Annotated in this window: 19 protein-coding genes; 12 read left to right on the forward strand and 7 right to left on the reverse strand. The window is 69.0% G+C overall.

Annotation, left to right across the window (positions count from 1 at the left end; all coding sequences use genetic code 11):
• Positions 1-70 precede the first annotated feature (70 nt).
• On the forward strand, positions 71-1,519 hold the full coding sequence (locus tag OWC43_RS02620; protein ID WP_393955613.1) for an IS1182 family transposase: 1,449 nt from the start codon (positions 71-73) through the stop codon (positions 1,517-1,519).
• A 475-nt stretch (positions 1,520-1,994) separates the two neighbouring features.
• On the forward strand, positions 1,995-4,055 hold the full coding sequence (locus OWC43_RS02625; RefSeq protein ID WP_393958476.1) for a M23 family metallopeptidase: 2,061 nt from the start codon (positions 1,995-1,997) through the stop codon (positions 4,053-4,055).
• Between the two features lie 25 nt (positions 4,056-4,080).
• Here the strand turns inward: OWC43_RS02625 and OWC43_RS02630 are convergent, their stop codons facing one another.
• The 3 genes from OWC43_RS02630 to OWC43_RS02640 all read right to left on the reverse strand — a co-directional run bounded on the left by OWC43_RS02630 (position 4,081) and on the right by OWC43_RS02640 (position 5,801).
• Complete coding sequence (locus OWC43_RS02630) at positions 4,081-4,569, reverse strand: lysozyme inhibitor LprI family protein (protein ID WP_393955614.1); 489 nt, start codon at positions 4,567-4,569, stop codon at positions 4,081-4,083.
• Positions 4,570-4,635: 66 nt separating this feature from the next.
• Positions 4,636-5,523: a tRNA glutamyl-Q(34) synthetase GluQRS gene (gene gluQRS / locus OWC43_RS02635; RefSeq protein WP_393955615.1), complete on the reverse strand. Its 888-nt coding sequence runs from the start codon at positions 5,521-5,523 to the stop codon at positions 4,636-4,638.
• Positions 5,520-5,801: a hypothetical protein gene (locus OWC43_RS02640; RefSeq protein WP_137828708.1), complete on the reverse strand. Its 282-nt coding sequence runs from the start codon at positions 5,799-5,801 to the stop codon at positions 5,520-5,522. Before OWC43_RS02640 ends, gluQRS begins: the two co-directional genes overlap by 4 nt.
• Before the next feature lie 202 nt (positions 5,802-6,003).
• On the opposite strand from OWC43_RS02640, the gene OWC43_RS02645 reads away from it, so the two are divergent.
• Positions 6,004-6,222 carry a hypothetical protein gene (locus tag OWC43_RS02645; RefSeq protein ID WP_393955616.1) on the forward strand — a complete coding sequence of 73 codons (219 nt, stop codon included), beginning with the start codon at positions 6,004-6,006 and terminating at the stop codon, positions 6,220-6,222.
• A 24-nt stretch (positions 6,223-6,246) separates the two neighbouring features.
• Here the strand turns inward: OWC43_RS02645 and htpG are convergent, their stop codons facing one another.
• Together htpG and OWC43_RS02655 are read right to left on the reverse strand one after the other, a co-directional pair.
• The gene (htpG, locus tag OWC43_RS02650; protein ID WP_393955617.1) at positions 6,247-8,130 is read right to left on the reverse strand and encodes a molecular chaperone HtpG; all 1,884 of its coding nucleotides are present in this window, start codon (positions 8,128-8,130) and stop codon (positions 6,247-6,249) included.
• Between the two features lie 206 nt (positions 8,131-8,336).
• Complete coding sequence (locus tag OWC43_RS02655; protein ID WP_137828711.1) at positions 8,337-8,633, reverse strand: hypothetical protein; 297 nt, start codon at positions 8,631-8,633, stop codon at positions 8,337-8,339.
• A 277-nt stretch (positions 8,634-8,910) separates the two neighbouring features.
• On the opposite strand from OWC43_RS02655, the gene OWC43_RS02660 reads away from it, so the two are divergent.
• The 7 genes from OWC43_RS02660 to OWC43_RS02690 all read left to right on the forward strand — a co-directional run bounded on the left by OWC43_RS02660 (position 8,911) and on the right by OWC43_RS02690 (position 16,829).
• Positions 8,911-10,506, forward strand: coding sequence for a gamma-glutamyltransferase family protein (locus tag OWC43_RS02660; RefSeq protein WP_393955618.1), 1,596 nt, complete (start codon positions 8,911-8,913; stop codon positions 10,504-10,506).
• A 75-nt stretch (positions 10,507-10,581) separates the two neighbouring features.
• Complete coding sequence (locus OWC43_RS02665; RefSeq protein WP_393955619.1) at positions 10,582-11,427, forward strand: class I SAM-dependent methyltransferase; 846 nt, start codon at positions 10,582-10,584, stop codon at positions 11,425-11,427.
• Positions 11,428-11,562: 135 nt separating this feature from the next.
• Positions 11,563-12,852, forward strand: coding sequence for an oxalate/formate MFS antiporter (oxlT, locus tag OWC43_RS02670; protein WP_393955620.1), 1,290 nt, complete (start codon positions 11,563-11,565; stop codon positions 12,850-12,852).
• Positions 12,853-13,045: 193 nt separating this feature from the next.
• Positions 13,046-14,284, forward strand: coding sequence for a precorrin-6y C5,15-methyltransferase (decarboxylating) subunit CbiE (gene cbiE, locus OWC43_RS02675; RefSeq protein ID WP_393955621.1), 1,239 nt, complete (start codon positions 13,046-13,048; stop codon positions 14,282-14,284).
• Positions 14,263-14,667 carry a cobalamin biosynthesis protein gene (locus OWC43_RS02680; protein ID WP_393955622.1) on the forward strand — a complete coding sequence of 135 codons (405 nt, stop codon included), beginning with the start codon at positions 14,263-14,265 and terminating at the stop codon, positions 14,665-14,667. The genes cbiE and OWC43_RS02680 overlap by 22 nt, the downstream gene beginning before the upstream one ends.
• A 57-nt stretch (positions 14,668-14,724) precedes the next feature.
• Positions 14,725-15,510, forward strand: coding sequence for a precorrin-4 C(11)-methyltransferase (gene cobM / locus OWC43_RS02685; RefSeq protein WP_393955623.1), 786 nt, complete (start codon positions 14,725-14,727; stop codon positions 15,508-15,510).
• Positions 15,507-16,829, forward strand: coding sequence for a cobyrinate a,c-diamide synthase (locus OWC43_RS02690; protein WP_393955624.1), 1,323 nt, complete (start codon positions 15,507-15,509; stop codon positions 16,827-16,829). Before cobM ends, OWC43_RS02690 begins: the two co-directional genes overlap by 4 nt.
• Positions 16,830-16,934: 105 nt before the next feature.
• Here OWC43_RS02690 and OWC43_RS02695 read toward each other — a convergent pair whose 3' ends face one another.
• Positions 16,935-17,339, reverse strand: coding sequence for a helix-turn-helix domain-containing protein (locus tag OWC43_RS02695; RefSeq protein WP_137828805.1), 405 nt, complete (start codon positions 17,337-17,339; stop codon positions 16,935-16,937).
• Positions 17,340-17,794: 455 nt separating this feature from the next.
• Between OWC43_RS02695 and OWC43_RS02700 the strand changes: the two genes are divergently transcribed.
• Positions 17,795-18,130: an antibiotic biosynthesis monooxygenase gene (locus OWC43_RS02700; RefSeq protein ID WP_137828719.1), complete on the forward strand. Its 336-nt coding sequence runs from the start codon at positions 17,795-17,797 to the stop codon at positions 18,128-18,130.
• A 101-nt stretch (positions 18,131-18,231) separates the two neighbouring features.
• On the opposite strand, the gene OWC43_RS02705 is transcribed toward OWC43_RS02700, so the two are convergent.
• Positions 18,232-19,488, reverse strand: coding sequence for an MFS transporter (locus OWC43_RS02705; RefSeq protein ID WP_393955625.1), 1,257 nt, complete (start codon positions 19,486-19,488; stop codon positions 18,232-18,234).
• A 224-nt stretch (positions 19,489-19,712) separates the two neighbouring features.
• On the opposite strand from OWC43_RS02705, the gene OWC43_RS02710 reads away from it, so the two are divergent.
• Positions 19,713-21,218, forward strand: coding sequence for an exopolysaccharide biosynthesis polyprenyl glycosylphosphotransferase (locus tag OWC43_RS02710; RefSeq protein ID WP_393955626.1), 1,506 nt, complete (start codon positions 19,713-19,715; stop codon positions 21,216-21,218).
• Positions 21,219-21,271: the final 53 nt, after the last annotated feature.

Consider the following 21,271-nt stretch of genomic DNA (forward strand, 5'->3'; position numbering starts at 1 on the left):
CCGCTAAGGGTGCAGGCTGTGTGAAAACGCCCTGATCTGGTAGAGTAGTTTCCGATCTGAGGAGGTCGGGATGAAGCGCTTCATTGCAGGCGAGGATCGTCAGCAGATCACGCTCCTTCCCGACTGCCTGGACGACTACATCGCCGCCGACAACCCGGTTCGCCTCGTCGAAGTGTTCGTCGATGAGCTCGATCTGGGCGCGCTCGGCTTCGCGGGTGCGATGCCGGAGGCGACGGGGCGGCCCGCCTACCATCCGGCGACGCTGCTCAAGATCTACCTCTACGGCTACCTCAACCGCGTCCCGTCGAGCCGGCGCCTCGAACGCGAGAGCCAGCGCAACAACGAGTTGATCTGGCTCACCGGCCGGCTGATGCCCGACTTCAAGACGCTGGCCGACTTCCGCAAGGACAACGGCCCGGCCATCCAGGCCGCCTGCGCGCAGTTCGTGGTGCTGTGCCGCCGGCTGAACCTGTTCAGCAAGGCGGTCGTCGCGATCGACGGCAGCAAGTTCAAGGCGGTCAACAACCGCGACAAGAACTTCACCGCCGCCAAGGTCGAAGCCCGGCTGGCGCAGGTCGAGGCGAGCATCGGCCGCTACCTCGCGGCGCTGGACCGGGCCGACCGCGAGCCGAGCGACATCGCCGAGGCGCGCACGACGCGGCTCAACGAGAAGATCGCGGGCCTGCGCGAGCAGATGCAGGTCCTCCAGGCGATGGGCCGGCAGGTCGAGGCCGCCCCTGACGGCCAGGTCTCCCTGACCGACCCCGACGCGCGCTCGATGGCGACCAGCGGCAAGGGCACCGGCATGGTCGGTTACAACGTCCAGGCCGCGGTCGATGCCGAGCATCACCTGATCGTGGCCCACGAAGTGACCAACGTCGGCAGCGACCGGGCGCAGCTCGCGCCGATGGGGCTCCTGGCGCAGGAGGCGACCGGATGCGCCACGCTCACGGTGCTGGCCGACCGGGGTTACCTCAACGGGGAGCAGGTACTGGCCTGCGAGGGCACCGGCGTGCTGCCGTGCGTGCCCAAGACCCTGACCTCGGGCCACGCCAAGCGCGGCCTCTTCACCGGCCAGGACTTCGTCTACGATGCCGAACATGACCACTACACCTGTCCCGCCGGCCAGCACCTGACCAAGGGGGCCGCTCGGTCCGATCGCCGGAGCGAGGGCGACGCGATGGATCACTATCGCAACCTCACAGCCTGCCTCGACTGCCCGCTCAAGCCGCGCTGCACGCCAACGGAGACGCGGCGGGTCAAGCGCTGGGTGCACGAGGGCGTGCTCGACGCGATGCAGGCGCGGCTCGACCGGATGCCGGACGCGATGAAGATCCGTCGCCAGACCGTGGAGCACCCGTTTGGCACGCTGAAGGACTGGATGGGCGCCACCCACTTCCTGACCCGGACCTTGGCCAAGGTCAGGACCGAGATGAGCCTGCAGGTTCTGGCCTACAACATGAAGCGGATGATCCAGATCTTCGGGGTCCGCCCGCTGCTGGCGGCCATCCGGACCTGAGGCCAAGCAGCTCGATCTCCGGCGCCACTCGGTGCGCTCGCCCCGATCCCGAGGGATCTGCGTTTCCACACGGCCTCGGTGGGCGATCGCCCGATCCAGTCGCCCGGATCAGCCGTGCCGCTCAAACAGTCCCGAAACCCTCAGGAGCCCCGAACCACCAGAGAAGGTGGACCGCCGCGCCCCGTCGGTGAGGGAGCGTTTACGGGAGCCATTGGGGCCCGTCAATCTAAAAAAACGAAAAAGTTCCGCACCTCACCACAACTGGATCACGGCGGTGTGACGGGGCGGCAGGTCCTCGCCCGCGAGGATCGGGCGCGCATCGCCGCGTCCGCCTCAATCTGGACATGCTGGACCCGGACATCCCAGCCTCCCCGGTGCAGGTCGCCGGGTCCAGGCGTTTCTGGTAAGCCTGACGCCGATCTTGGCCGGACCGGATCCAGACATCCGGTCCCGAGCGCCGATGCAGAGGAAGCCCGTGACGCGCGAGCGGCTGAAGATCGGTGGTGCATCCGGAGTGCAGAGGCGCTCGGGCAACCTGCCGCGCGGTGTCGAGCCGCCGCTCAACCTCCTCGGCGCCCATGCTCCCCAGATCGATCGGCGCGACGTCAACCTGCGTTGGCTCTGCGCCAGCGCGCTCACGGGGATCACTGGGGCGCTCCTGATCGGCGCCGCGATCCACGTCTCGCTTCAGGGCGACGTGTCGCTCGCGGCGATCTCCGACAAACCGGCGCAGATCGCCCGCCCCCAACCGGCCGAGGAGGCCGCGATCGCCCTTGCGCACAAGGGTGACCGGTTGGTGCGCAACCTGATGATCGCTTCGGCCAAGCAGAGCTTTCGTGCCCCGGTGACGGTGCGGCTCGGCGACCGCGAGATCATCAAGGTGAAGCCGTTCGTGCGGATCGCCTCGACGCTGTCGATGCAGACGGGCGTGTTCGCCGCCGACGTGCCGCGCTTCGATCCGATGAAGTTCGTCTCCGACGAGCCGCAGGAGCGCGCCCCCGATCCCGGCACGGCGGACGCGCCGGGTGCCGAGGTCAGCGTCATCAAGCGCGATCTCGGCGATGTTGCCCTCGATCCGAACGCGCCCGCCCTCTCCGACGAGGACGTGACGGCCCAGGTCGAGGAAGAGCGCCGCCTCACCGCGGAAGCCGGCCGGCGCACCGCCCTGCCTCTGGCGCCGCAGATCATGCTCTCGCGCACCCTGCGGCAGGGCTCGGCCTTCCCCGGCTTCGACGACAAGAAGAGCGGGGAGGACGGCAGCCCGTTCAAGTCGATCGAGGTCCTGGTCGTCCCCGAGAACGTCACCAAGCTCGCCAAGGTCGAGTTGCGCTCCGGCGAGGCGCCGCTGGTGGAGGAACGCGATCTCGCCCTGAAGCGCGGCGACACCGTCGAGGCGATGCTCAAGGCGACCGGCCACGCCTCGGACGCGGCCATCGCCGGCATCGTCGCTGCGCTGGGCGGCAAGGCCAAGGTGTCGGGCCTGTCGGAGGGGCAGCAGTTCCGCGTCCAGGTCGCGCCGGGGCCGAAGCCGGGAGACGGGCGGCAGGTGACGCGGGTCGTCCTCTATGGCGAGAGCGGTGTGCAGGCGATCGCCGCGATCAACGACCGCGGCGGCTTCGTCCCGGTGGCGCCCCCGGTCGACGAGACCAAGGCCCGGACCCAGCCGGCCCAGGCCGACACGCAGGACGGCGACGACGAGGAGGACGAGGGCACCGGACCGCGGCTCTACCAGAGCCTCTACGAGACGGCCGCGCGCCACGACGTACCGCGCCCCACCGTCGAGGATATCGTCCGGGTGTTCAGCTACGATATCGACTTCCAGCGCCGCATCTCGGCCGGGGACGGGCTCGACCTGTTCTACACTTACGACGAGGATGCCGGCCCCGCCGCCGCCGACCGGCCGGAACTGCTCTACGCCGCGCTGAATCTCGGCGGAGAATGGCGCAAGGTCTACCGGTTCCAGTCCCCGGACGACGGCTCGATCGACTATCTCGACGACCAGGGGCGGTCGTTGAAGAAGTTCCTGATCCGCAAGCCCATCGCCGACGGCATCATGCGCTCGGGCTTCGGCTACCGGCGCCACCCGATCCTCGGCTACGCCAAGCTCCATACCGGCGTCGATTGGGCCAACCCCATCGGCACGCCGATCGTGGCGGCGGGCAACGGCACCGTGATCAAGGCGGAATGGGATTCCGGCTACGGCCGCCGGGTCGAGATCCAGCACATCAACGGCTACGTCACGACCTACAATCACATGTCTCGGTTCGCCCGCGGCGTTTCGGCGGGGGCACGGGTGCGGCAGGGCCAGGTGGTCGGCTATGTCGGCTCGACCGGCCTCTCTACCGGCGCCCACCTCCACTATGAGGTGATCATCAACGGCCACTTCGTCGATCCCATGAAGATCCGCGTGCCGCGCGGGCGCGAACTCGACGGACGGCTGCTCGCCGAGTTCAAGCGTCAGCGCGACCAGATCGAGGGGACGATGCAGAAGTCGAAATCGGCCACCGCGATGGCCCAGCGCGACGCGATGCGGTAGCCGACCCTGGCTGCACGCCTTTCCGTCACTGGATGTTGTCGAAAATCTCCATGAGATCGATCGCTCTGATGGCGATCTTGTCCATGTCACATTCGCCGGAGAGCGCTCCGCCGAAAGAGCCACCTCGGTAGACGTGATACGACCAACCGCAGGCGTGTTTCCGGAAGTGCAACCAAGCCTGCTGGGCCTTCTTCAAATCCGCTCTGCCCTCGTCGTCCAAGGCGGCCGATAGCTGACGGTACTGACGATTGAGGATCGTGTCCCAGATCCCGCCTTCGCGGCCGATACAGGCGTTTCTGCCGAGCGTCGTGGCACCGTCCTGCGTGGCACGGCATGGGTCGACAACCAGACCGATGCACCGTCGTCGCTTTACGACCCCGATCTCCTTTTTCAGGCAGGACTCGATCGCGGCCAATTCCTGGGCATTGGGCTCCGACCGCATCCAATCTTCTTCTGCGGCCAGGACACCAGAAGACAATCCTGCCAAAATCAACAGCCATACAACCAATTTCATAATCAATAATCTTATACAAACAGCAACGATATTCAATTTAAATTGCCACGCAATAGAGTAGAAACATCAAGCGAAGTGGTGGATCTTAAATCCAAGAGTTTCGAGAACGGTATTGGTCGAAATTCCTTGGCCACGCAGATCGGCCAGCGACTGCGAACCCTTCGACTTGGCGAGCTTCTCGCCGCCCTCGTCACGGATCAGCGGATGATGATGATAGGCCGGGCTCGGCAGGCCGAGCAGGTGCTGCAACAGCACATGCAGGTCGGTCGCCGCCTCCAGATCCTGGCCGCGCACCACGTGGGTGATCCCCTGCAGGGCGTCGTCGCAGACCACCGCGAGATGGTAGCTCGTCGGCACGTCGCGGCGGGCGATGACCGCATCGCCCCACCGGGCCGGATCAGCCCACACTCGCTCCTCGGAACCGTCGGGGGCGAACCGGCGGATGACGAGGGTGCCGGGGATGTCCCGGCAAGCCGCCGCCATGTCGAGGCGCCACGTATGCGGCTCGCCCGCCTCGATCCGGGCCTCGGTCGCGCCGCGGGGTAACGCGCGACACGTGCCGGGATAGAGCGGCGCCCCATCGGGGTCGCATCGCCCCCCCTCCCCTCTCGCCCTCCGCTCGGCCACCTCCGCGGCGATGCGGCCCCGGGAGCAGAAGCACGGATAGATCAGACCGCGCGCGGAGAGGCGGGCCCGGGCGGCCACGTAATCCGCGAAATGCTCGGACTGACGGCGAACCGGGGTTTCGAACCGGAGCCCGAGCCAAGCGAGGTCGTCGAGAATACCCTGCACGAATTCCGGGCGGCTGCGGCCGAGATCGATATCCTCGATGCGCAGGAGGAGCCGACCGTCCAGGCGCGCGGCGATGCGGGCGTTGGTAAGGGCGGAGAAGGCGTGGCCGAGATGCAGCCGTCCGTTCGGGCTCGGCGCGAAGCGCAGGACCGGTCGGCTCACGGCTCTCCGGTGCCGCGCAGGCAGGCCATGGCGCCCGGCGTGCAGGCGATCCCCGGCAGCGAACAGGCGAACCCGCTCTCGAGACGGCGGCAGACCTTGCAGCCATCGCCCCACTCGGCGCAGGCCGGATCCTCGGCGGGGGCAAGGGCAGGAGGCTTCGTCCGGGCAGGTCCGAACGTACCGATCAGCACGGTCGCCGCGATGAGGCCGACGATGCCCCAGACGATGCGCTTGTCGCGGCGGGTGGTCTGCGGATCGGTGAGCGGAAGGGCGGACATGGAGTGGTCGTGACGCGGATGCGGCCGCGCTGTCAACACGGGCCCGCGCCCCGCTGTTGCCCTGCAACAACGGCAGAGCTCTCCCGCATTTCGTACCCGGCTCACGGGAACCTTCGGCACGCCGATTGCGATGTGCTTGCTCGGCAAACGATCAAGAAACGGCCCGGGAGGCGATGCTCACGACGTCACGGAGCCTCATCGCATGCTCTACGGCCTCTACTTCCTGACCTGCATGGTTTCCAACCCGACCCATTGCGTGATGCGGGTGCACCGCTTCAAAGAGGATATCGTCACCCCGCAGCAATGCCTCGCGGTGGCCCAGCCGCAGATGGCAGCGTGGCAGAACAGCCACGGCGACCGCTGGCGGGTCGCCCGCTTCCGCTGCGGCTCGCCGCCGAGGGACGACGGAACGCGGATCTGATCCGCCTCCCGTCGCCCGAGGATCTTAAGCCGAAGGCGCCGACGTCCCCGCGAGCGCGGTCGCAACCGCGCGGGCGAAGGCGACCGGATCGCGCGGCGTGTCGCCGTCCTGAACGCGGGCGAGGTCGAGCAGAGTCCCGGCCTCGGACGCGAGATCGTCGCCGGCCTCGGCCCGGGCGTCGAGCGACCGGATCAGCGGATGGCGCGGGTTGATCTCCAGGATCGGTGCCGAACCGCCGAAGCCGCGGCCGGCCCGGCGCAGCAGGCGCTGCATCTGGAGATCCGGCCCCGAGCCGGAAGCGGCGAGCACCACGGCGCTGTCGACGAGGCGGTCGGTCGTGCGCACATCCGACACGTCGGCGCCGAGGGCCAGCTTGAGCGCGGCCACCAGCTTGTCCGCGGCCGGAATCTCGCCCGCCTCACCCTCGGGCTTGAACTTCGACAGGTCGGCCGCGCCCTGGGTGACCGAGCGCAGCGGCTTGTCGTCGAACTTGCCGAGTTGCTCCGGCCAGAACGCGTCGACGTGGTCGGACAGCAGCAGCACCTCCACGCCGCGGGCGCGAAACCCCTCGAGCTGGGCCGAGTTCTTCAGGGCCTCCACGTCGTCGGCGACGAGGTAGTAGATCGCCTCCTGTTCCGGCTTCATCCGCGACACGTAATCGGGCAGCGAGGTCCAGCCGTCTTCCGTGGACGAGCGGAAGCGCAGGAGCGGCGCGATCTCGGCGCGGCGCTCGAAATCCTCATAGATGCCTTCCTTGAGGATCGGACCGAAATTCTCGAAGAATTTCTGGTACTCCTCCGCCTTCTCGGTGTTCTTGGAACGACTCGTCAGTTCGTTGATGACGCGGGTGGTGACGGCACGGCGGATCTTCTGCAGCGTCGGCGTCGATTGCAGCATCTCCCGCGAGACGTTGAGCGGGAGGTCATCGGTATCGACCACGCCCTGGACGAAGCGCAGCCAGTTCGGCAGCAGCTCGGCCTCGTCGGTGATGAACATGCGCCGCACGTGCAGCCGCACCTTGGAGCGGCGTTCGTCCTCCATTGCCATGAACGGCTTCATGCTCGGCACGAACAGGAGGCCGGTGAATTCGAGCGCGCCCTCCGCCCGCCAGTGCAGGGTCGCCCACGGCTCGTCGAAGCCGTGGCTGACGGTGCGGTAGAACTCCTTGTACTGCTCGTCCGTGATCTCGGATTTGGGCTTGCGCCAGAGCGCGGTGCCGCGATTGGCGGTCTCTTCCTTGCCCTCCTCGTCGCGGATCGCGATCGGAACGGCGATGTTGTCGGCCCATTTGCGGACCACGTGATCGAGCCGGTAGCTCTCCAGGTACTCGTCGGCGTCGTCCTTGAGATGGAGGACGATGTCGGTACCGGCCTGGTCGCGGCTCGCGGGTTCGAGGGTGTAGCTGCCCTTGCCGTCGGAGGCCCAGGTCCAGGCCTCTTCGGTGCCGGCGCGGCGGGAGGTGACGGTGACGCGGTCGGCAACCATGAAGGCGGAGTAGAAGCCGACGCCGAACTGGCCGATCAGGCTCGGGCGAAGGTCCTCGCCCTCGGTCGCCTTCTCTTCACCGGCCTTGGCTTCGCCCAGAGCCTGCGAGAAGGCGCGGGTGCCGGAGCGGGCGATGGTGCCTAGATTTTGAGCAAGATCGTCCTTCGCCATGCCGATGCCGGCATCGGAAATGGTGAGGGTGCGCGCCGCCTTGTCGGGGGCGATCAGCACCTTGGCATCGGCGGGCAGAGCCAACGCTTCGTTGGTCAAAGCCTCGAACCGCCGCCGGTCCGTCGCGTCGGCGGCGTTCGCCACCAATTCGCGCAGGAAGATCTCGCGGTCGGAATAGAGCGCGTGGACCACAAGGTCCAACAGCCGCCCGACTTCGGCACCGAATTCGTGCCGCTCCACCGTCTCACTCACGCCAATGCCTCCCCTGTTTGGACATGTCCCCGCGAAGCACCCGGTCCGAGAGCCCGGCACCCCGCCGCCCTCTCGAGGCACGGCGGGTCAGGTGAGCGCTTCGCGTGGGACACTCGAAAAAGCGGGGGCGATATGCCCATGACGGCGCGGCAATTCAATCGCCGCGGCGAGGAGGAAGACGGAAAGTTGCGGGGGACCCGCTGTCGTCAGGCGGCGAGCGCCGAAGCCGGGGCCGCCTCGATGCGCTGATGGACCGTATCGAACGCCGCGCGGATGACCGTCACCGCATCCTCGACCGCAATCAGGGTCGCCAGCCGAACATCGCCCGGCATCTCGCCGACCCGGCGGGTGGCGCCGACAACGGCGTGTTCCAGCTTGATCAAGTCTTCTTCGGCCATGGCGCCGGAGAGATCCGCAACACGCTGAAGCGCCGCTTCGAGCGCATGACGCAACACAAGTGTTCTCACGCGCTCCTGAAGAAGCGCCCGCTCATTCTGCTTCATATTACTGGATGTCCGCCGATTCGCCGCGTTGCATCATGTCATTTGCTCCACGGCTGCACAGTCCCTTTTCCGCCACATCCGGAAAAAGCTGTGCCTCCGGCGGAACCTTCTCCCGCACCATTCGGGCGAGCGGGTCGGGATCGCGGGGCATTCGGCCACTCGATGCGTGGCGTGCGCGCGGCACGGATGCCGCCGCCCCAGTTGCCGTCGGCGCCGGCGCATGGTCCTGATCCTGCCTAGGGCGCCCCGATCATCCGCAGGAAACCGAGTTCCGTTCATGCCAGAGACCCCCGTCTTCGCCCACGCGGCCGTCGCCGCACCCCACGCGCTCGCGGCCAAGGCCGGCCAGAGCGTGCTGGCCCAAGGCGGCAATGCCATCGAGGCGATGGTCGCCATGGCGGCCGCCATCGCGGTGGTCTACCCGCACATGAACGGCATCGGCGGGGACGGGTTCTGGCTCATCCGCGAGAAGGGCGGTCGCGTCCGCGGCATCGAGGCCTGCGGACCGGCGGGGGCGCTGGCCACGCGAGCGCGCTACCGGGAGAAGGAACTCGACGCGATCCCCTCCCGCGGGCCCGATGCGGCAGTGACGGTGGCGGGCACGGTCGGCGGGTGGGACTTGGCGCTGGCCATGGCCCGCGCCTTCGGCGGGCGGTTACCCCTCGACGCCATCCTCGGCGATGCGATCCGCCACGCCCGCGAGGGCTGTCCGGTCTCGGCCTCGGAGGCGCGCTACGTGCCGAAGGAACTCGACACGCTCCACGATGCGCCAAATTTCGCCGCCACCTACCTGAACGATGGCAAGCCTTACGCCGCGGGCGCGGTGCGGCGGCAGCCCAAACTCGCCGACACGCTGGAGCAGCTGGCCCATGCCGGGCTCGCCGACTTCTACCGTGGCGACATCGCCCGCGAGATCGCCGCGGACCTGGAACGCCTGGGCGCGCCGGTCACCCGGGCCGATCTTCAGGCCTACCAGGCACGGGAACGGGCGCCGCTCTCCCTGCGCCGCCGCGACGCAACGCTCCACAACTTCCCGCCGCCCACCCAGGGCATCGCCGCCCTGATCATCCTCGGAATCTTCGAACGGCTGAACGTGCGGCAGGCGGAGAGCACGGCGCATTACCACGGGCTGATCGAGGCGACGAAGCGGGCCTTCGCGATCCGCGACCGATACGTGACCGATTTCGACCGCCTCGCGGGCGATCCCTCCGTCTTCCTCGACCCGCGCCGTCTCGACCGGGAAGCAGCCCTGATCGACATGAAGCGCGCGGCGAGCATTCCCGTGCGCTCCGGCGAGGGCGACACGGTGTGGATGGGGGCGATCGACGGCGACGGCCTCGCCGTGTCCTTCATCCAATCGGTCTATTGGGAATACGGTTCGGGCTGCGTGCTGCCCTCGACCGGCATCTGCTGGCAGAACCGGGGGATGTCGTTCTCCCTGGATGCGAACGCCGTCAATCCGCTGGAGCCGGGCCGCCGCCCGTTCCACACCCTGATCCCGGCCCTGGCCGCCTTCGACGACGGCCGGGTGATGTCCTACGGCTCCATGGGCGGGGACGGGCAGCCGCAATTCCAGGCGCAGATCTTCTCCCGCTACGCCGATTACGGAATGTCGGTGGCCGATGCGGTCGATGCCCCGCGCCTGCTCTACGGCCGGACCTGGGGGGCGGAATCGCTCTCGGTGAAGGTCGAGGATCGGTTCGATCCCGCCTGCATCGCCGCGCTCCGGAACATGGGCCACGACATCGAGGAGCTCGGCGGCGCGTACATCGACTCGCTCGGCCATGCCGGCATGCTGGTGCGCCATCCCCGGGACGGCCGCATCGAGGCGACCCACGACCCGCGCTCCGACGGGGGCGCCGAGGGTCTGTGACGACAGCGGAATCCGAAGGGCCACCCCCTTCGGTGGAACCAGGGCGGAACCCTGGACGACGGCAGGACGGACGACATGGTGACCGGCAACCAGGCACAGATCGATTACTGGAACGGTGAGGTCGGACAGCGCTGGGCGGACAACCACTCGGCGCTGGATACCGCCTTCACCCCCTTCACCCAGGCCCTGTTCGCGGCCGCCGGTCTCGCTCCCGGCGAGCGTGTGCTCGATATCGGCTGCGGCGCGGGCGAGACGTCACTCCTGGCCGCGCGACAGGTCGGGCGCGAGGGTCGCGTGACGGCGGCCGACGTGTCCGGGCCGCTCCTGGATGCCGCACGGGCGCGGGAGGCGGCGGAGCCGACCGGCGGCGCCCCGATCGAATGGCTGCAGGCGGACGTTCAGAGTTACCCCTTCGAAGAACGGTTCGATCATGCCCTGTCGCGCTTCGGCGTGATGTTCTTCGACGATTCCGCGGCCGCCTTCGCCAATATTCGAGCCAGCCTCGTGGAGGGTGGGCGCCTGCACTTCCTCTGCTGGCGGGCGATGGCCGAGAACGCCTGGGTCGCCCTGCCCCGCGCGGCGGTGATGCCCCTCGTTCCCGAGTCGGAGCCCCCGGCGCCGGACGCGCCCGGCCCGTTCCGCTTCGCCCTGCGGGAGACCGTCCAGGCGATCCTGGCGGAAGCGGGCTTCCGCGACAGCGCCATCACGGCGGTCGATCACCCGATGACGATGGGGCCGACGCCGGAGGCCGCTGCGGAATACGCCGTCCGTCGCAGTCCCGTCGCCCGCCTGCTCCAGGGTTGCGACCAGACCGTGCAGGACGCGGCCCTGCGCACCCTCGCCGATCTGTTCGTGCGCCTCTCCGGGAACGGACCGGTCGAACTCGGCGCCGCCTGCTGGCTCGTCTCGGCGCGGGCCTGATCGCCCGATCCGGCGCTTTCGGCCAACCCCTGAGCGGCGCGCATCTCGACGGAGCGGCGGGCCGCCGACCATCCACTTCCATCGACGGATTGGCACATCCCTTGCGGAAGTGCCGGCGCCGTCAAGGAGTGAATGATGGATACGATTTCCAACCGGACCCGCTGGATCCAGCTCGCTTTGGGCTTGATCGTGATGATGACGATCTCCAGCCCGCAATATGTCTGGACCCTGTTCGTCAAACCGTTCCAGGCGACCACCGGGGCAAGCCTGCCCGCGGTGCAGGTCGCCTTCACGATGCTCATCGTCCTCCAGACGTTCTTCTCGCCGGTCCAGGGCTGGCTGATCGAGCGCTTCAGCGCGAAGGTGATGATCGCGCTCGGTGCGGCGCTCTCCGGTCTTGGCTGGGTCGCGGCCTCGAAGGTCGACAGCCTGTGGGGCCTCTACGCCACCTACGGCCTGCTCTGCGGGCTCGGCACCGGCATCGTCTATGTCGGCGTCGTCGGCCTCGTGGTGCGCTGGTTCCCCGAGCGGCGCGGCTTCGCCGCCGGCATCGTCGCGGCGGGCTACGGCATGGGCGCCATCGCCACGACCTTCCCGATCACCGATATGATCGCCGCCTCCGGCTACCGCCACACGCTCCTCGTGTTCGGCGCCATCATGGCCATCATCGGCGTCGTGGCCGCGCTCGGCCTGCGCAATCCCAAGCCCAGCGAGATTCCGGCCATCCCCGCCGACAAGGTCGCGAGCGCCGCCCGCGACGTGGCCCCCTCGGTCATGCTGAAGACCCCGCTCTTCTGGCTGATGTTCGCCATGATGGCGATGATGTCGACCGGCGGTCTGATGGTGGTGGCGAACTTCGCCTCCTTCGCCAAGGAATTCGGCGTGGCCGACGCGATCGTGTTCGGCTTCGCCGCCCTGCCCTTCGCCCTGACCTTCGACCGCATCACCAACGGCCTGACCCGTCCGTTCTTCGGTTGGGTGTCGGACCATGTGGGTCGCGAGAACACCATGGCGGTCGCCTTCGCCCTCGAAGCGGTGGCGATCTGCATGCTGCTGATGTTCCGCGAGAACGCCTACGCCTTCGCCCTGCTCTCGGGGCTGGTGTTCTTCGCCTGGGGCGAGATCTTCTCGCTGTTCCCCTCCACCCTCACCGACACGTTCGGGACCAAGCACGCCACGACGAATTACGGCTTCCTCTACATGGCTCAGGGCGTGGGCTCGCTGCTCGGCGGCCCGGTCGCGGCGCTGATCCACGACAGCGTGGGCAGCTGGGTGCCGGTCTTCGGCATCGCCATCGGCCTCGATCTCGTCGTGGCGGCCCTGGCGTGGTTCGTCCTCAAGCCCGCCCGTCGCGCCTATCTCGGCGTCGAGGGTCCGGCCGTTCCGGCGGTCGCCGCCCCGCTCGCCGCCCGGCCGGCGGTCTGACACGAGCGCGGGCCGACTCCAGTACGGAGTCGGCCCGCCGCCGCGGTTCGTCATAAGTCGATTTGACGGGCCGGATCGGTTGCAGGCAGGGAGAGCGATCTTGTCCCACCTCCCCCTCTCCTGAGAAGGACGGCGGGAGGCCCTCAGGCGAACAGACTACCGCGATGCCCATCCCCGTGCGGCGGCCCCGGCCATGACGGCACCGCTCGCCCCCGAGCCCGGCCGCCCCCCTTGGCTCACCATCGTCGGCATGGGTGAAGATGGCCGCGCCGGCCTCTCGCCCGCCGCCGCCGCCGCCCTCGACGGGGCGGACATCGTCTATGGCGGCCGGCGCCACCTCGCCCTCGCCGCTCCGCTCTCCGGCGAGGGCCGGCCCTGGCCAAGCCCGATCAGCGACGCCTATCCGGACATCCTGGCGCGGCGCGGTCGGCCCACCTGCCTGCTCGCGACCGGGGATCCGTTCCATTTCGGCATCGGTGCCGAGATCGCCCGGCTGGTCCCGGCCGGCGAGATCCGCGCTTTTCCGCAGCCCTCGGCCTTCAGCCTCGCCGCCGCCCGGCTCGGCTGGTCGCTGCCCGAGACGGCCTGCGTGACCTTGCACGGCCGCGATCTCCTGGGAATCGTCCCCCATCTCCAGCCGGGCGCGCGCATCCTGGCCCTGTCCTGGGACGGATCGACGCCGGGCGCGGTCGCTGGATTGCTGGCCGAGCGCGGAATGCGCGGGTCCCAGCTGACGGTCCTGGAGGCGATGGGCGGCCCCCGCGAGCGCCTGCGCGGCGACGTCGCGGAAAGCTTTGCCCTGACCGAGATCGACCCGCTCAACACCCTGGCCATCGAGGTGGTCGCCCAACCCGATGCCCGGATCGTGCCCGTGAGTCCCGGCCTCGACGACGCGTGGTTCGAGAATGACGGGCAACTGACGAAGGCCGAGATCCGCGCCGTCACGCTCGCGGCGCTACGACCGCGGGCGGGAGAGATTCTCTGGGACCTCGGCGCCGGGGCGGGCTCGGTCTCGATCGAGTGGTGCCTGCGCCACCCGGCCAACCGGGCCATCGCGGTCGAGCGGCGCGAGGATCGGGCCGACCGGATCGCACGCAATGCCAGGGCTCTGGGCGTCGCGACCCGGGTTGTCGTGATGCGCGGCGCCAGCGGAGCGACGCTCACCGAGCTGCCGCCGCCGCAGGCCGTGTTCGTCGGTGGCGGCGTGGCGGAACCGGGCCTGCTCGCCGCCTGCCGCGCCCGGCTGCCCGCGGCAGGCCGCCTCGTCGCCAACGCGGTGACGCTCGAGGGCGAAGCCGCCCTGCTCGCCGCCCACGCGGAGGCCGGCGGGCGCCTGCGCCGATTGTCGATCGCCCATGCCGCGCCGGTCGGCGGCCTCACCGGCTGGCGGCCGGCGATGCCGGTCACGCAATGGGTCTGGACCAAGCCGTGAGCGGGGTGGTCGCCGGGATCGGCTTTCGCGCCGCCACTCCGCCGGACGAGATCGCCACCCTGCTGCGCCGCGCCCTCGCCGAGGCCGGGCTCGCCCCGGACGATCTCGCCGCCATCGCCACCGCCGCCGACCGGGCGGGCGAGCCGAACCTGCGGGCGGCGGCGGCCGTTTTTCATCTGATCCCGGTCGGTCTCGACGCCGCAGCCCTCGCCGCGGCCGATCCGGCGGGCGTGACCCGCTCGGACCGGATCGTGGCGAGCCGGGGCATCGGCTCCGTCGCCGAGGCGGCGGCCTTGGCCGGCGCCGGATCGAGGGCGCGCCTCCTCCTGGCCCGCATTGCCAGCGCGGGCGCGACCTGCGCGCTGGCCCGGCGCTCCGAATGAACGGGGCATCCGTGCCGCCCTCCCCAACGCCCGGTCGGATGCTGTAAGCGGGCCGTCATGACCATTCATTTCATCGGCGCCGGCCCGGGTGCCGCCGACCTCATCACCGTGCGCGGACGCGATCTCGTCGCCGCCTGTCCGGTCTGCCTCTACGCCGGTTCGCTGGTCGCCCCCGAGATCCTGTCCTGGTGTCCGGAGGGAGCTCGCATCGTCGACACCGCCCCCCTCGATCTCGATGCGATCATGGCGGAGATCACGGCGGCCCATGCGAGCGGCCGGGACGTGGCGCGGCTGCATTCGGGCGATCTGTCGATCTGGAGCGCGCTCGCCGAGCAGACCCGGCGGCTCGATGCCCTTGGCATCCCCTACACGGTGACCCCCGGCGTCCCCTCCTTCGCCGCGGCGGCGGCGGTTCTGCGGCGCGAACTCACCGTGCCGGGGCTGGTGCAATCCGTCGTGCTGACCCGCACGTCCGGCCGGGCGAGCCCGATGCCCGAGCGCGAGACGTTGGCGGCCTTCGCGGCGACCGGTGCGACGCTGGCGCTGCATCTGTCGATCCACGTCGTCGATGCGGTCGCGGCGGAACTCGTTTCCTTCTACGGGGCGGATTGCCCCGCCGCGATCGTGTTCCGCGCCACTTGGCCCGACGAGCGGGTCCTGACGGGTCCATTGGCCTCTCTGCCCGAGCAAGTGCGGGCCGAGCGGATCGAGCGCACCGCCCTGATCCTGGTCGGGCCGGCGCTCGATCCGTCGGATTTCCGCGAGAGCGCCCTCTACGCCCCAGACTACGATCGCCGCTTCCGGCCCCGCGGTGCGGTGGGCGCCCCGGGAGACGCCCCATGACCGCCCCCGGTCTCCTGATCGCCGCACCGCGCTCGGGTTCGGGCAAGACCACGGTGACGCTCGCGCTGATGCGGGCGCTCCGCCGCCGGGGCGTGGCCGTGCGGGGCGCCAAATGCGGGCCGGATTACATCGATCCGGCCTTTCACGAGGCGGCGACCGGCCATCCGAGCCTGAATCTCGACAGTTTCGCGATGCCGGACGGCCTGCTCGATGCCTGCGCCGGGCTCAGTGCCCGGGATGCCGCCCTGGTGATCGCCGAGGGCTCGATGGGCCTGCATGACGGGATCGTCGCGGGTGAAGGTCGCACGGGGGCCAATGCCGACATCGCCGCGCGCTACGGCTGGCCGGTGCTGCTGGTGCTCGACGTGTCGGGCGCCGCGCAATCGGCGGCGGCGGTGGCGCTCGGCTGCGCCGCCTACGATCCCCGCATCCGTGTCGCGGGCGTGGTTCTGAACAAGGTGGCGAGCCCACGCCATCGCCGCCTCGTCGAGGCGGGTCTTAGCCGGATCGGCATGCGGGTGCTCGGCGCCTTCCCCCGCGAGGCCGGTCTCGTCCTGCCCGAGCGTCACCTGGGCCTCGTCCAGGCCGGCGAGACCGCCGATCTGGAGGCACGCCTGGATCGCCTCGGGGATCTGGCGGAAGCCTCTCTCGATCTCGACGCCATCGTCGCCGCCGCCGGTGGGCAGGCGCAGCCGGGCCGAGGCGCCCTCCCCCGCCCCCCGGCCCAACGGATCGCGGTGGCGCGGGACGCGGCGTTTTCGTTCCTCTACCCGCACATGCTCGCGGGTTGGCGCGCGGCCGGGGCCGAGATCGTGCCGTTCTCGCCCCTCGCCGATGAGGCGCCCGACCCCTCCTGCGACGCCTGCTGGCTCCCCGGCGGCTATCCCGAACTGCATGCCGGGCGTCTCGCGGCGGCGAACACCTTCCGCGAGGGGCTGAACCGGTTCGCGCACACGCGGCCCGTGCACGGGGAGTGCGGCGGCTACATGGTGCTCGGGGAGAGCTTGGAGGATGCCGACGGCGTCACCCATCCGATGGCGGGCCTGCTCCCGGTAGCGACGTCCTACGGGAAGCGGCGGCTCCATCTGGGCTACCGGGTGGCCCGGCTCGTCGAGACCGGGCTGCTGGGTGCGGCGGGCACGCGCCTTGTCGGGCACGAGTTCCACTATGCCAGCGAGCTGACGCCGGCACCCGATGCCGACAATGCCCTGGCGCGGGTGACGGATGCGGAGGGCACGCCCCTGGGCTTTGCCGGCCACCGCCGGGGCCTCGTGACCGGAAGCTTCTTCCACCTCATCGCCGAGACGGACGAACCCTAGAGCCGTCCGTCGCGAGCGAATTCGGGCGAACGAAGAAAAGGCCGGGGAGCGTCCCCGGCCTTTGGGCCCATCCGCACGAGAAACCCTGTCTCCGGACCGACCGCCTCAGGCGTCGAGGGCCGCGTCCTTCTTCCGATCGAGGCGTGCCGCGCTGCGCACGATCGCCAAGACCTCGCGACGGAGCTGATCGTCCTCGATCGAGGCGAACGCCCGCAGCAGGTCCACCGCGCCGTGGGCGCGCAGGAAGCCGAACACCTCGGCCTGTTCCTGGGAGGCGGGGCCGTCATTCTCGTCGAAGAACGCCGAGACCGGCACTTCGAGGAGACGGGCGATCTCGCGCAGGCGCCCGGCGCCGACGCGGTTCTGGCCTTTCTCGTACTTCTGAACCTGCTGGAAGGTCACGCCGACGGCGGTTCCCAGTGCGGTCTGGCTCAGGCCCCGTGCTTTCCGCAGCGCGGTGATCCGGAGTCCGACGAGACGGTCAACATCGGTTGTCTGTTTCGGCATCATCTTACGGTACGGTCCACTGACGATATCGCGCCCGGTCCAAGGACCTCGGATCGGCCGCGTTCGCATCCCTGCAGCGAATCCGTACGTCTTGCCCTGGTTCTGATTGCCTGAAACAACCCAGGCTTGGACATCGGCAGACAGTTGTATCGCTGTGGGGTAGCTTCTCTCCAGCTTCACCATGAGATGCATGTTGAATGCAAGAGCCTCTTTGCTGTCGGACGGGAGTTTTCAGCAATCGCGTCCTCTGCGTTCACGAAATGTACCTATAGTGAAATCATGCGACGTTGCATGATTTCGCGTGTATCGAGCTTGTTGCGCAGGGCGCGGCGATGCATCGCCACCCCTCAGACCGGACATGGGCTTCTGCCCCCAGGCTAAACTACGTATTGTGGGATTAACGTCGGCGAGGCGGCTTCGCCGACCTGGTACGACAACGGATCGGGAGCTGATCAGGCATGTTCATCGCGATGAACCGCTTCAAGGTGGTCAAGGATTCGGCGCAGGATTTCGAGCAGGTCTGGCTGGGGCGCGACAGCCATCTCGGTGAGATGGACGGCTTTGTCGAATTCCACCTTCTGAAAGGGCCGGAAGCCGAGGATCACATCCTCTACGCGTCCCACACGATCTGGCGCTCGCGGGCCGATTTCGAGGCCTGGACCCGCTCGGAACAGTTCCGCAAGGCCCATGGTCGCGTGCCGGGCACCAAGCCGCTCTATCTCGGCCATCCCCAGTTCGAAGGCTTCGAGACGATCCAGACGGTCGCGCGGCCGGAGGCGGATCAGGCGGCCTGACCCGTCGCGCCGCGGCGCGCATACGTCCGCGCGGACCCGCGCAGGGCGACGGTCGGCCTGCCCGTCGTCGCAATGCGCGCCTCCGCGCGGGAGCCGGCACTCTATCTGAGCCGCGGCAGCATCACGGCGAGGAGCCCGATCAGGGGTAGATAGGCGCAGAGCGCGTAGACCTGCTCGATGCCGATGCGGTCGGCGAGTTCGCCGAGCAAAGCCGCGCCCAAGCCACCCATGCCGAAGGCGAAGCCGAAGAACAATCCGCCCACGAGGCCGACCCGCCCCGGAAGCAGATCCTGCGCATAGACGAGGATCGCCGGCATCGCCGAGGCGAGGATCAGGCCGATCGGCACCGAGAGCGCCACCGTCCAGAACAGGTTCACGTGCGGCAGCGCCAGGGTGAAGGGCAGCACGCCGAGAATCGAGACCCAGATCACCAGCTTGCGGCCGAAGCGGTCGCCGATGGGCCCGCCGAGCAGCGTACCCGCCGCCACCGATCCGAGGAACACGAACAGGTAGAGCTGCGACTGGGCGACCGGCACACCGAAGCGGTGGATCAGGTAGAACGTGTAGTAGGACGAGAAACTCGCGGTATAGAAGAACTTCGAGAAGATCAGAGCCAGCAGGATCGCGATGGTGGCGACGATCCGCGCCCGGCTCAGGCCCGCCGCGTCGGAACCGATGGTGACGCGCGGGGTTCGCGGCGCCGCCGCAAGCCTGCCGGCATACCAGCGGCCGACGGCGGAGAGCACGGCGATCCCCGACAAGGCGGCGAGGCCGAACCACGCGACGCTGCCCTGGCCGTGCGGCACCACCACGAAGGCCGCGAGCAGCGGACCGAGCGCGGTCCCGGCATTGCCGCCAACCTGGAACACCGATTGCGCCAATCCGTAGCGTCCGCCCGAGGCGAGCCGAGCGACCCGGCTCGCCTCGGGATGAAAGATCGCCGAGCCGAGCCCGATGAGCGCGGCAGCGGCGAGCAGCACCGCATAGGTCGGTGCCAGAGACAGCAGCCCCAACCCCACCAGCGACACCGCCATTCCGGCAGCCAGCGAGAACGGCATCGGGTTTCGATCGGTCGAGAGGCCGATCGCGGGCTGGAGCAACGAGGCGGTCGCCTGGAACGCCAGAGTCAGGAGGCCGATCTGTCCGAAATCGAGATGAAAGCTCTGCTTCAGCAGCGGATAGATGGCCGGCAGCAGCGACTGTACGAGGTCGTTGAGCAGATGGGACAGGCTGAGGCCCAACAGCACCGTCAGCGCCGGCCCTGTGGCCCGCACCGACGTCCCATCGCCGCCGGACGGGACCGACCCGCGCTCAACCGCGCCAGCCTCCAAAGTCTCGGCCCGCATACCGGCTCTCATTCCGCTCTCCGTCCGACGTCCTGCGAGCCCCTTCGCCGGTTCCATGACAGCGCCACTGGGACCGGGCAATCGCCGTCTCGTTTCCGGCCCATGCGATCCGGTGCGTCGCTTGCTCGGAGTCGGTCGAGAATGGGCGGAACCACTGAAAGGTGTTCCGTTCCGGGACAAATCACTCTCCGGGCGGACGCCTTCGCGGTCGCCTCGGACAGCACAGCGCGAGACCGATGTTTCACGAGCGTCCTCCCCAGGTCTATCAGCGTCTTCCCCTCTCGCGGGCGCGGCGCGCCGTCTGGACCGCGCTCCTGCCGCGGCGAGAGCGCATGGCCCTGCGGATCGGCATCTCGTCGGCCGTGCTGGCGGCCGATTTCCTGGCCATCATGGCGACCGGCTTCGGCGTCGATGCCGCCTACTACGCCTACAGCAACGACGGCGCCCTCATCCCGCTGGCGTTGAGCCGCAACGTCCAGACAGGCGCATTCCTGGCTCTGCTCATGTTGCTGACCAATCTCGTCCGCGACGAGTACAGCATCGAGAACTGTCTCTCCCGCGCACCGCACCTGCGCCGCACCGCCACCCTCTGGCTGATGGCCTGGGCGATCGCCCTCCTGATCGGCTTCGCGACCAAGACCTCGAACGACTTCTCGCGGGTCGCCTCCGCGGCCTTCTTCCTCGTCGGCCTGCCGGCCGCCCTGCTGGTGCGGGCCGGAATGGTCGCGCTGGTGCGCCGCCACGTGACGCCAGCCTCGGCCTCGGCGAACCGCATTCATCTGGTCGGCTACGAGGAGGATATCGCGGGCTTCTACGCCAGCAACGACGTGGACGCCTTGGGCCTGCGGGTCGTCGGCACGAGCTACCTGCGCCGCTTCGATCCCAATTCCGGCGCAGCCAGCGCCGAAGCGCTCCTCGACGAGGATCTCGACCTCGCCGTCTCGGTCGTGCGCTTCCTGCGGCCCGACGACGTGTTCGTACTGGTGCCGTGGTCGCAGACCGCCGATATCGAGCGCTGCATCGATGCCTTCCTGCGCGTCCCGGCGGCCCTGCACCTGCGCCCCAGCGTGATGATGGACCGCTTCCCGGATCTTCAGGTCGCGCGGGTCGGCCGCCTGGCGGGCATCAATATCGGGCGTCGGCCGCTCTCGGCGGGCGAGGTCATGCTCAAGCGTGCCTTCGACCTCGTGGTCAGCGGAACCGCTCTGGTGCTGCTCGCCCCGCTCTTCCTCGTCATCGCCATGCTGATCAAGCTCGACAGCCCCGGCCCGGTCTTCTTCCGGCAGCGGCGCCACGGCTTCAATCAAGAGGCCTTCGGCGTGTTCAAGTTCCGCAGCATGAAGGTCCAGGCCGATGCCCCGTTCCGGCAGGCCTCCCGTGACGACGACCGCATCACCCGTCTCGGCGCGCTCCTGCGCCGGACCAATATCGACGAGCTGCCCCAGCTCCTCAACGTTCTCCTCGGCGACATGTCGCTGGTAGGGCCGCGTCCCCACGCGCTCGCCCACGACCGCAGCTTCGAGCGGCGCATCGCGCTCTACGCGCGGCGCCACAACGTGAAACCCGGCATCACCGGTTGGGCCCAGGTCAATGGCTTTCGGGGCGAGACCCGCACCGACGCGGCGATGGAAGCCCGCGTCCAGGCCGACCTGCACTACATCGACAACTGGTCGATCTGGCTCGACATCACGATCATGATTCAGACGGTGATCTCGCCGCGCGCCTACCGCAACGCTTTCTAAGGCGCATCCCGTCGAAGCGCACACCAACTCGTCGCAAGAACGCGCGGCATGAC

Origin of the sequence: Methylorubrum sp. POS3 (assembly GCF_043352485.1) — a bacterium.
GTDB classification, from domain to species: Bacteria; Pseudomonadota; Alphaproteobacteria; order Rhizobiales; family Beijerinckiaceae; genus Methylobacterium; species Methylobacterium suomiense.

Bases quoted from the DNA above. Each gene is read 5' to 3' on its own strand.
- OWC43_RS02620 (WP_393955613.1), top strand. From the start codon at position 71: ATGAAGCGCTTCATTGCAGGCGAGGATCGTCAGCAGATCACGCTCCTT.
- OWC43_RS02630 (WP_393955614.1), bottom strand. From the start codon at position 4,569: ATGAAATTGGTTGTATGGCTGTTGATTTTGGCAGGATTGTCTTCTGGT.
- OWC43_RS02640 (WP_137828708.1), bottom strand. From the start codon at position 5,801: ATGTCCGCCCTTCCGCTCACCGATCCGCAGACCACCCGCCGCGACAAG.
- OWC43_RS02645 (WP_393955616.1), top strand. From the start codon at position 6,004: ATGCTCTACGGCCTCTACTTCCTGACCTGCATGGTTTCCAACCCGACC.
- OWC43_RS02655 (WP_137828711.1), bottom strand. From the start codon at position 8,633: ATGAAGCAGAATGAGCGGGCGCTTCTTCAGGAGCGCGTGAGAACACTT.
- OWC43_RS02660 (WP_393955618.1), top strand. From the start codon at position 8,911: ATGCCAGAGACCCCCGTCTTCGCCCACGCGGCCGTCGCCGCACCCCAC.
- OWC43_RS02665 (WP_393955619.1), top strand. From the start codon at position 10,582: ATGGTGACCGGCAACCAGGCACAGATCGATTACTGGAACGGTGAGGTC.
- oxlT (WP_393955620.1), top strand. From the start codon at position 11,563: ATGGATACGATTTCCAACCGGACCCGCTGGATCCAGCTCGCTTTGGGC.
- cbiE (WP_393955621.1), top strand. From the start codon at position 13,046: ATGACGGCACCGCTCGCCCCCGAGCCCGGCCGCCCCCCTTGGCTCACC.
- OWC43_RS02680 (WP_393955622.1), top strand. From the start codon at position 14,263: ATGGGTCTGGACCAAGCCGTGAGCGGGGTGGTCGCCGGGATCGGCTTT.
- cobM (WP_393955623.1), top strand. From the start codon at position 14,725: ATGACCATTCATTTCATCGGCGCCGGCCCGGGTGCCGCCGACCTCATC.
- OWC43_RS02690 (WP_393955624.1), top strand. From the start codon at position 15,507: ATGACCGCCCCCGGTCTCCTGATCGCCGCACCGCGCTCGGGTTCGGGC.
- OWC43_RS02695 (WP_137828805.1), bottom strand. From the start codon at position 17,339: ATGATGCCGAAACAGACAACCGATGTTGACCGTCTCGTCGGACTCCGG.
- OWC43_RS02700 (WP_137828719.1), top strand. From the start codon at position 17,795: ATGTTCATCGCGATGAACCGCTTCAAGGTGGTCAAGGATTCGGCGCAG.
- OWC43_RS02705 (WP_393955625.1), bottom strand. From the start codon at position 19,488: ATGAGAGCCGGTATGCGGGCCGAGACTTTGGAGGCTGGCGCGGTTGAG.
- OWC43_RS02710 (WP_393955626.1), top strand. From the start codon at position 19,713: ATGTTTCACGAGCGTCCTCCCCAGGTCTATCAGCGTCTTCCCCTCTCG.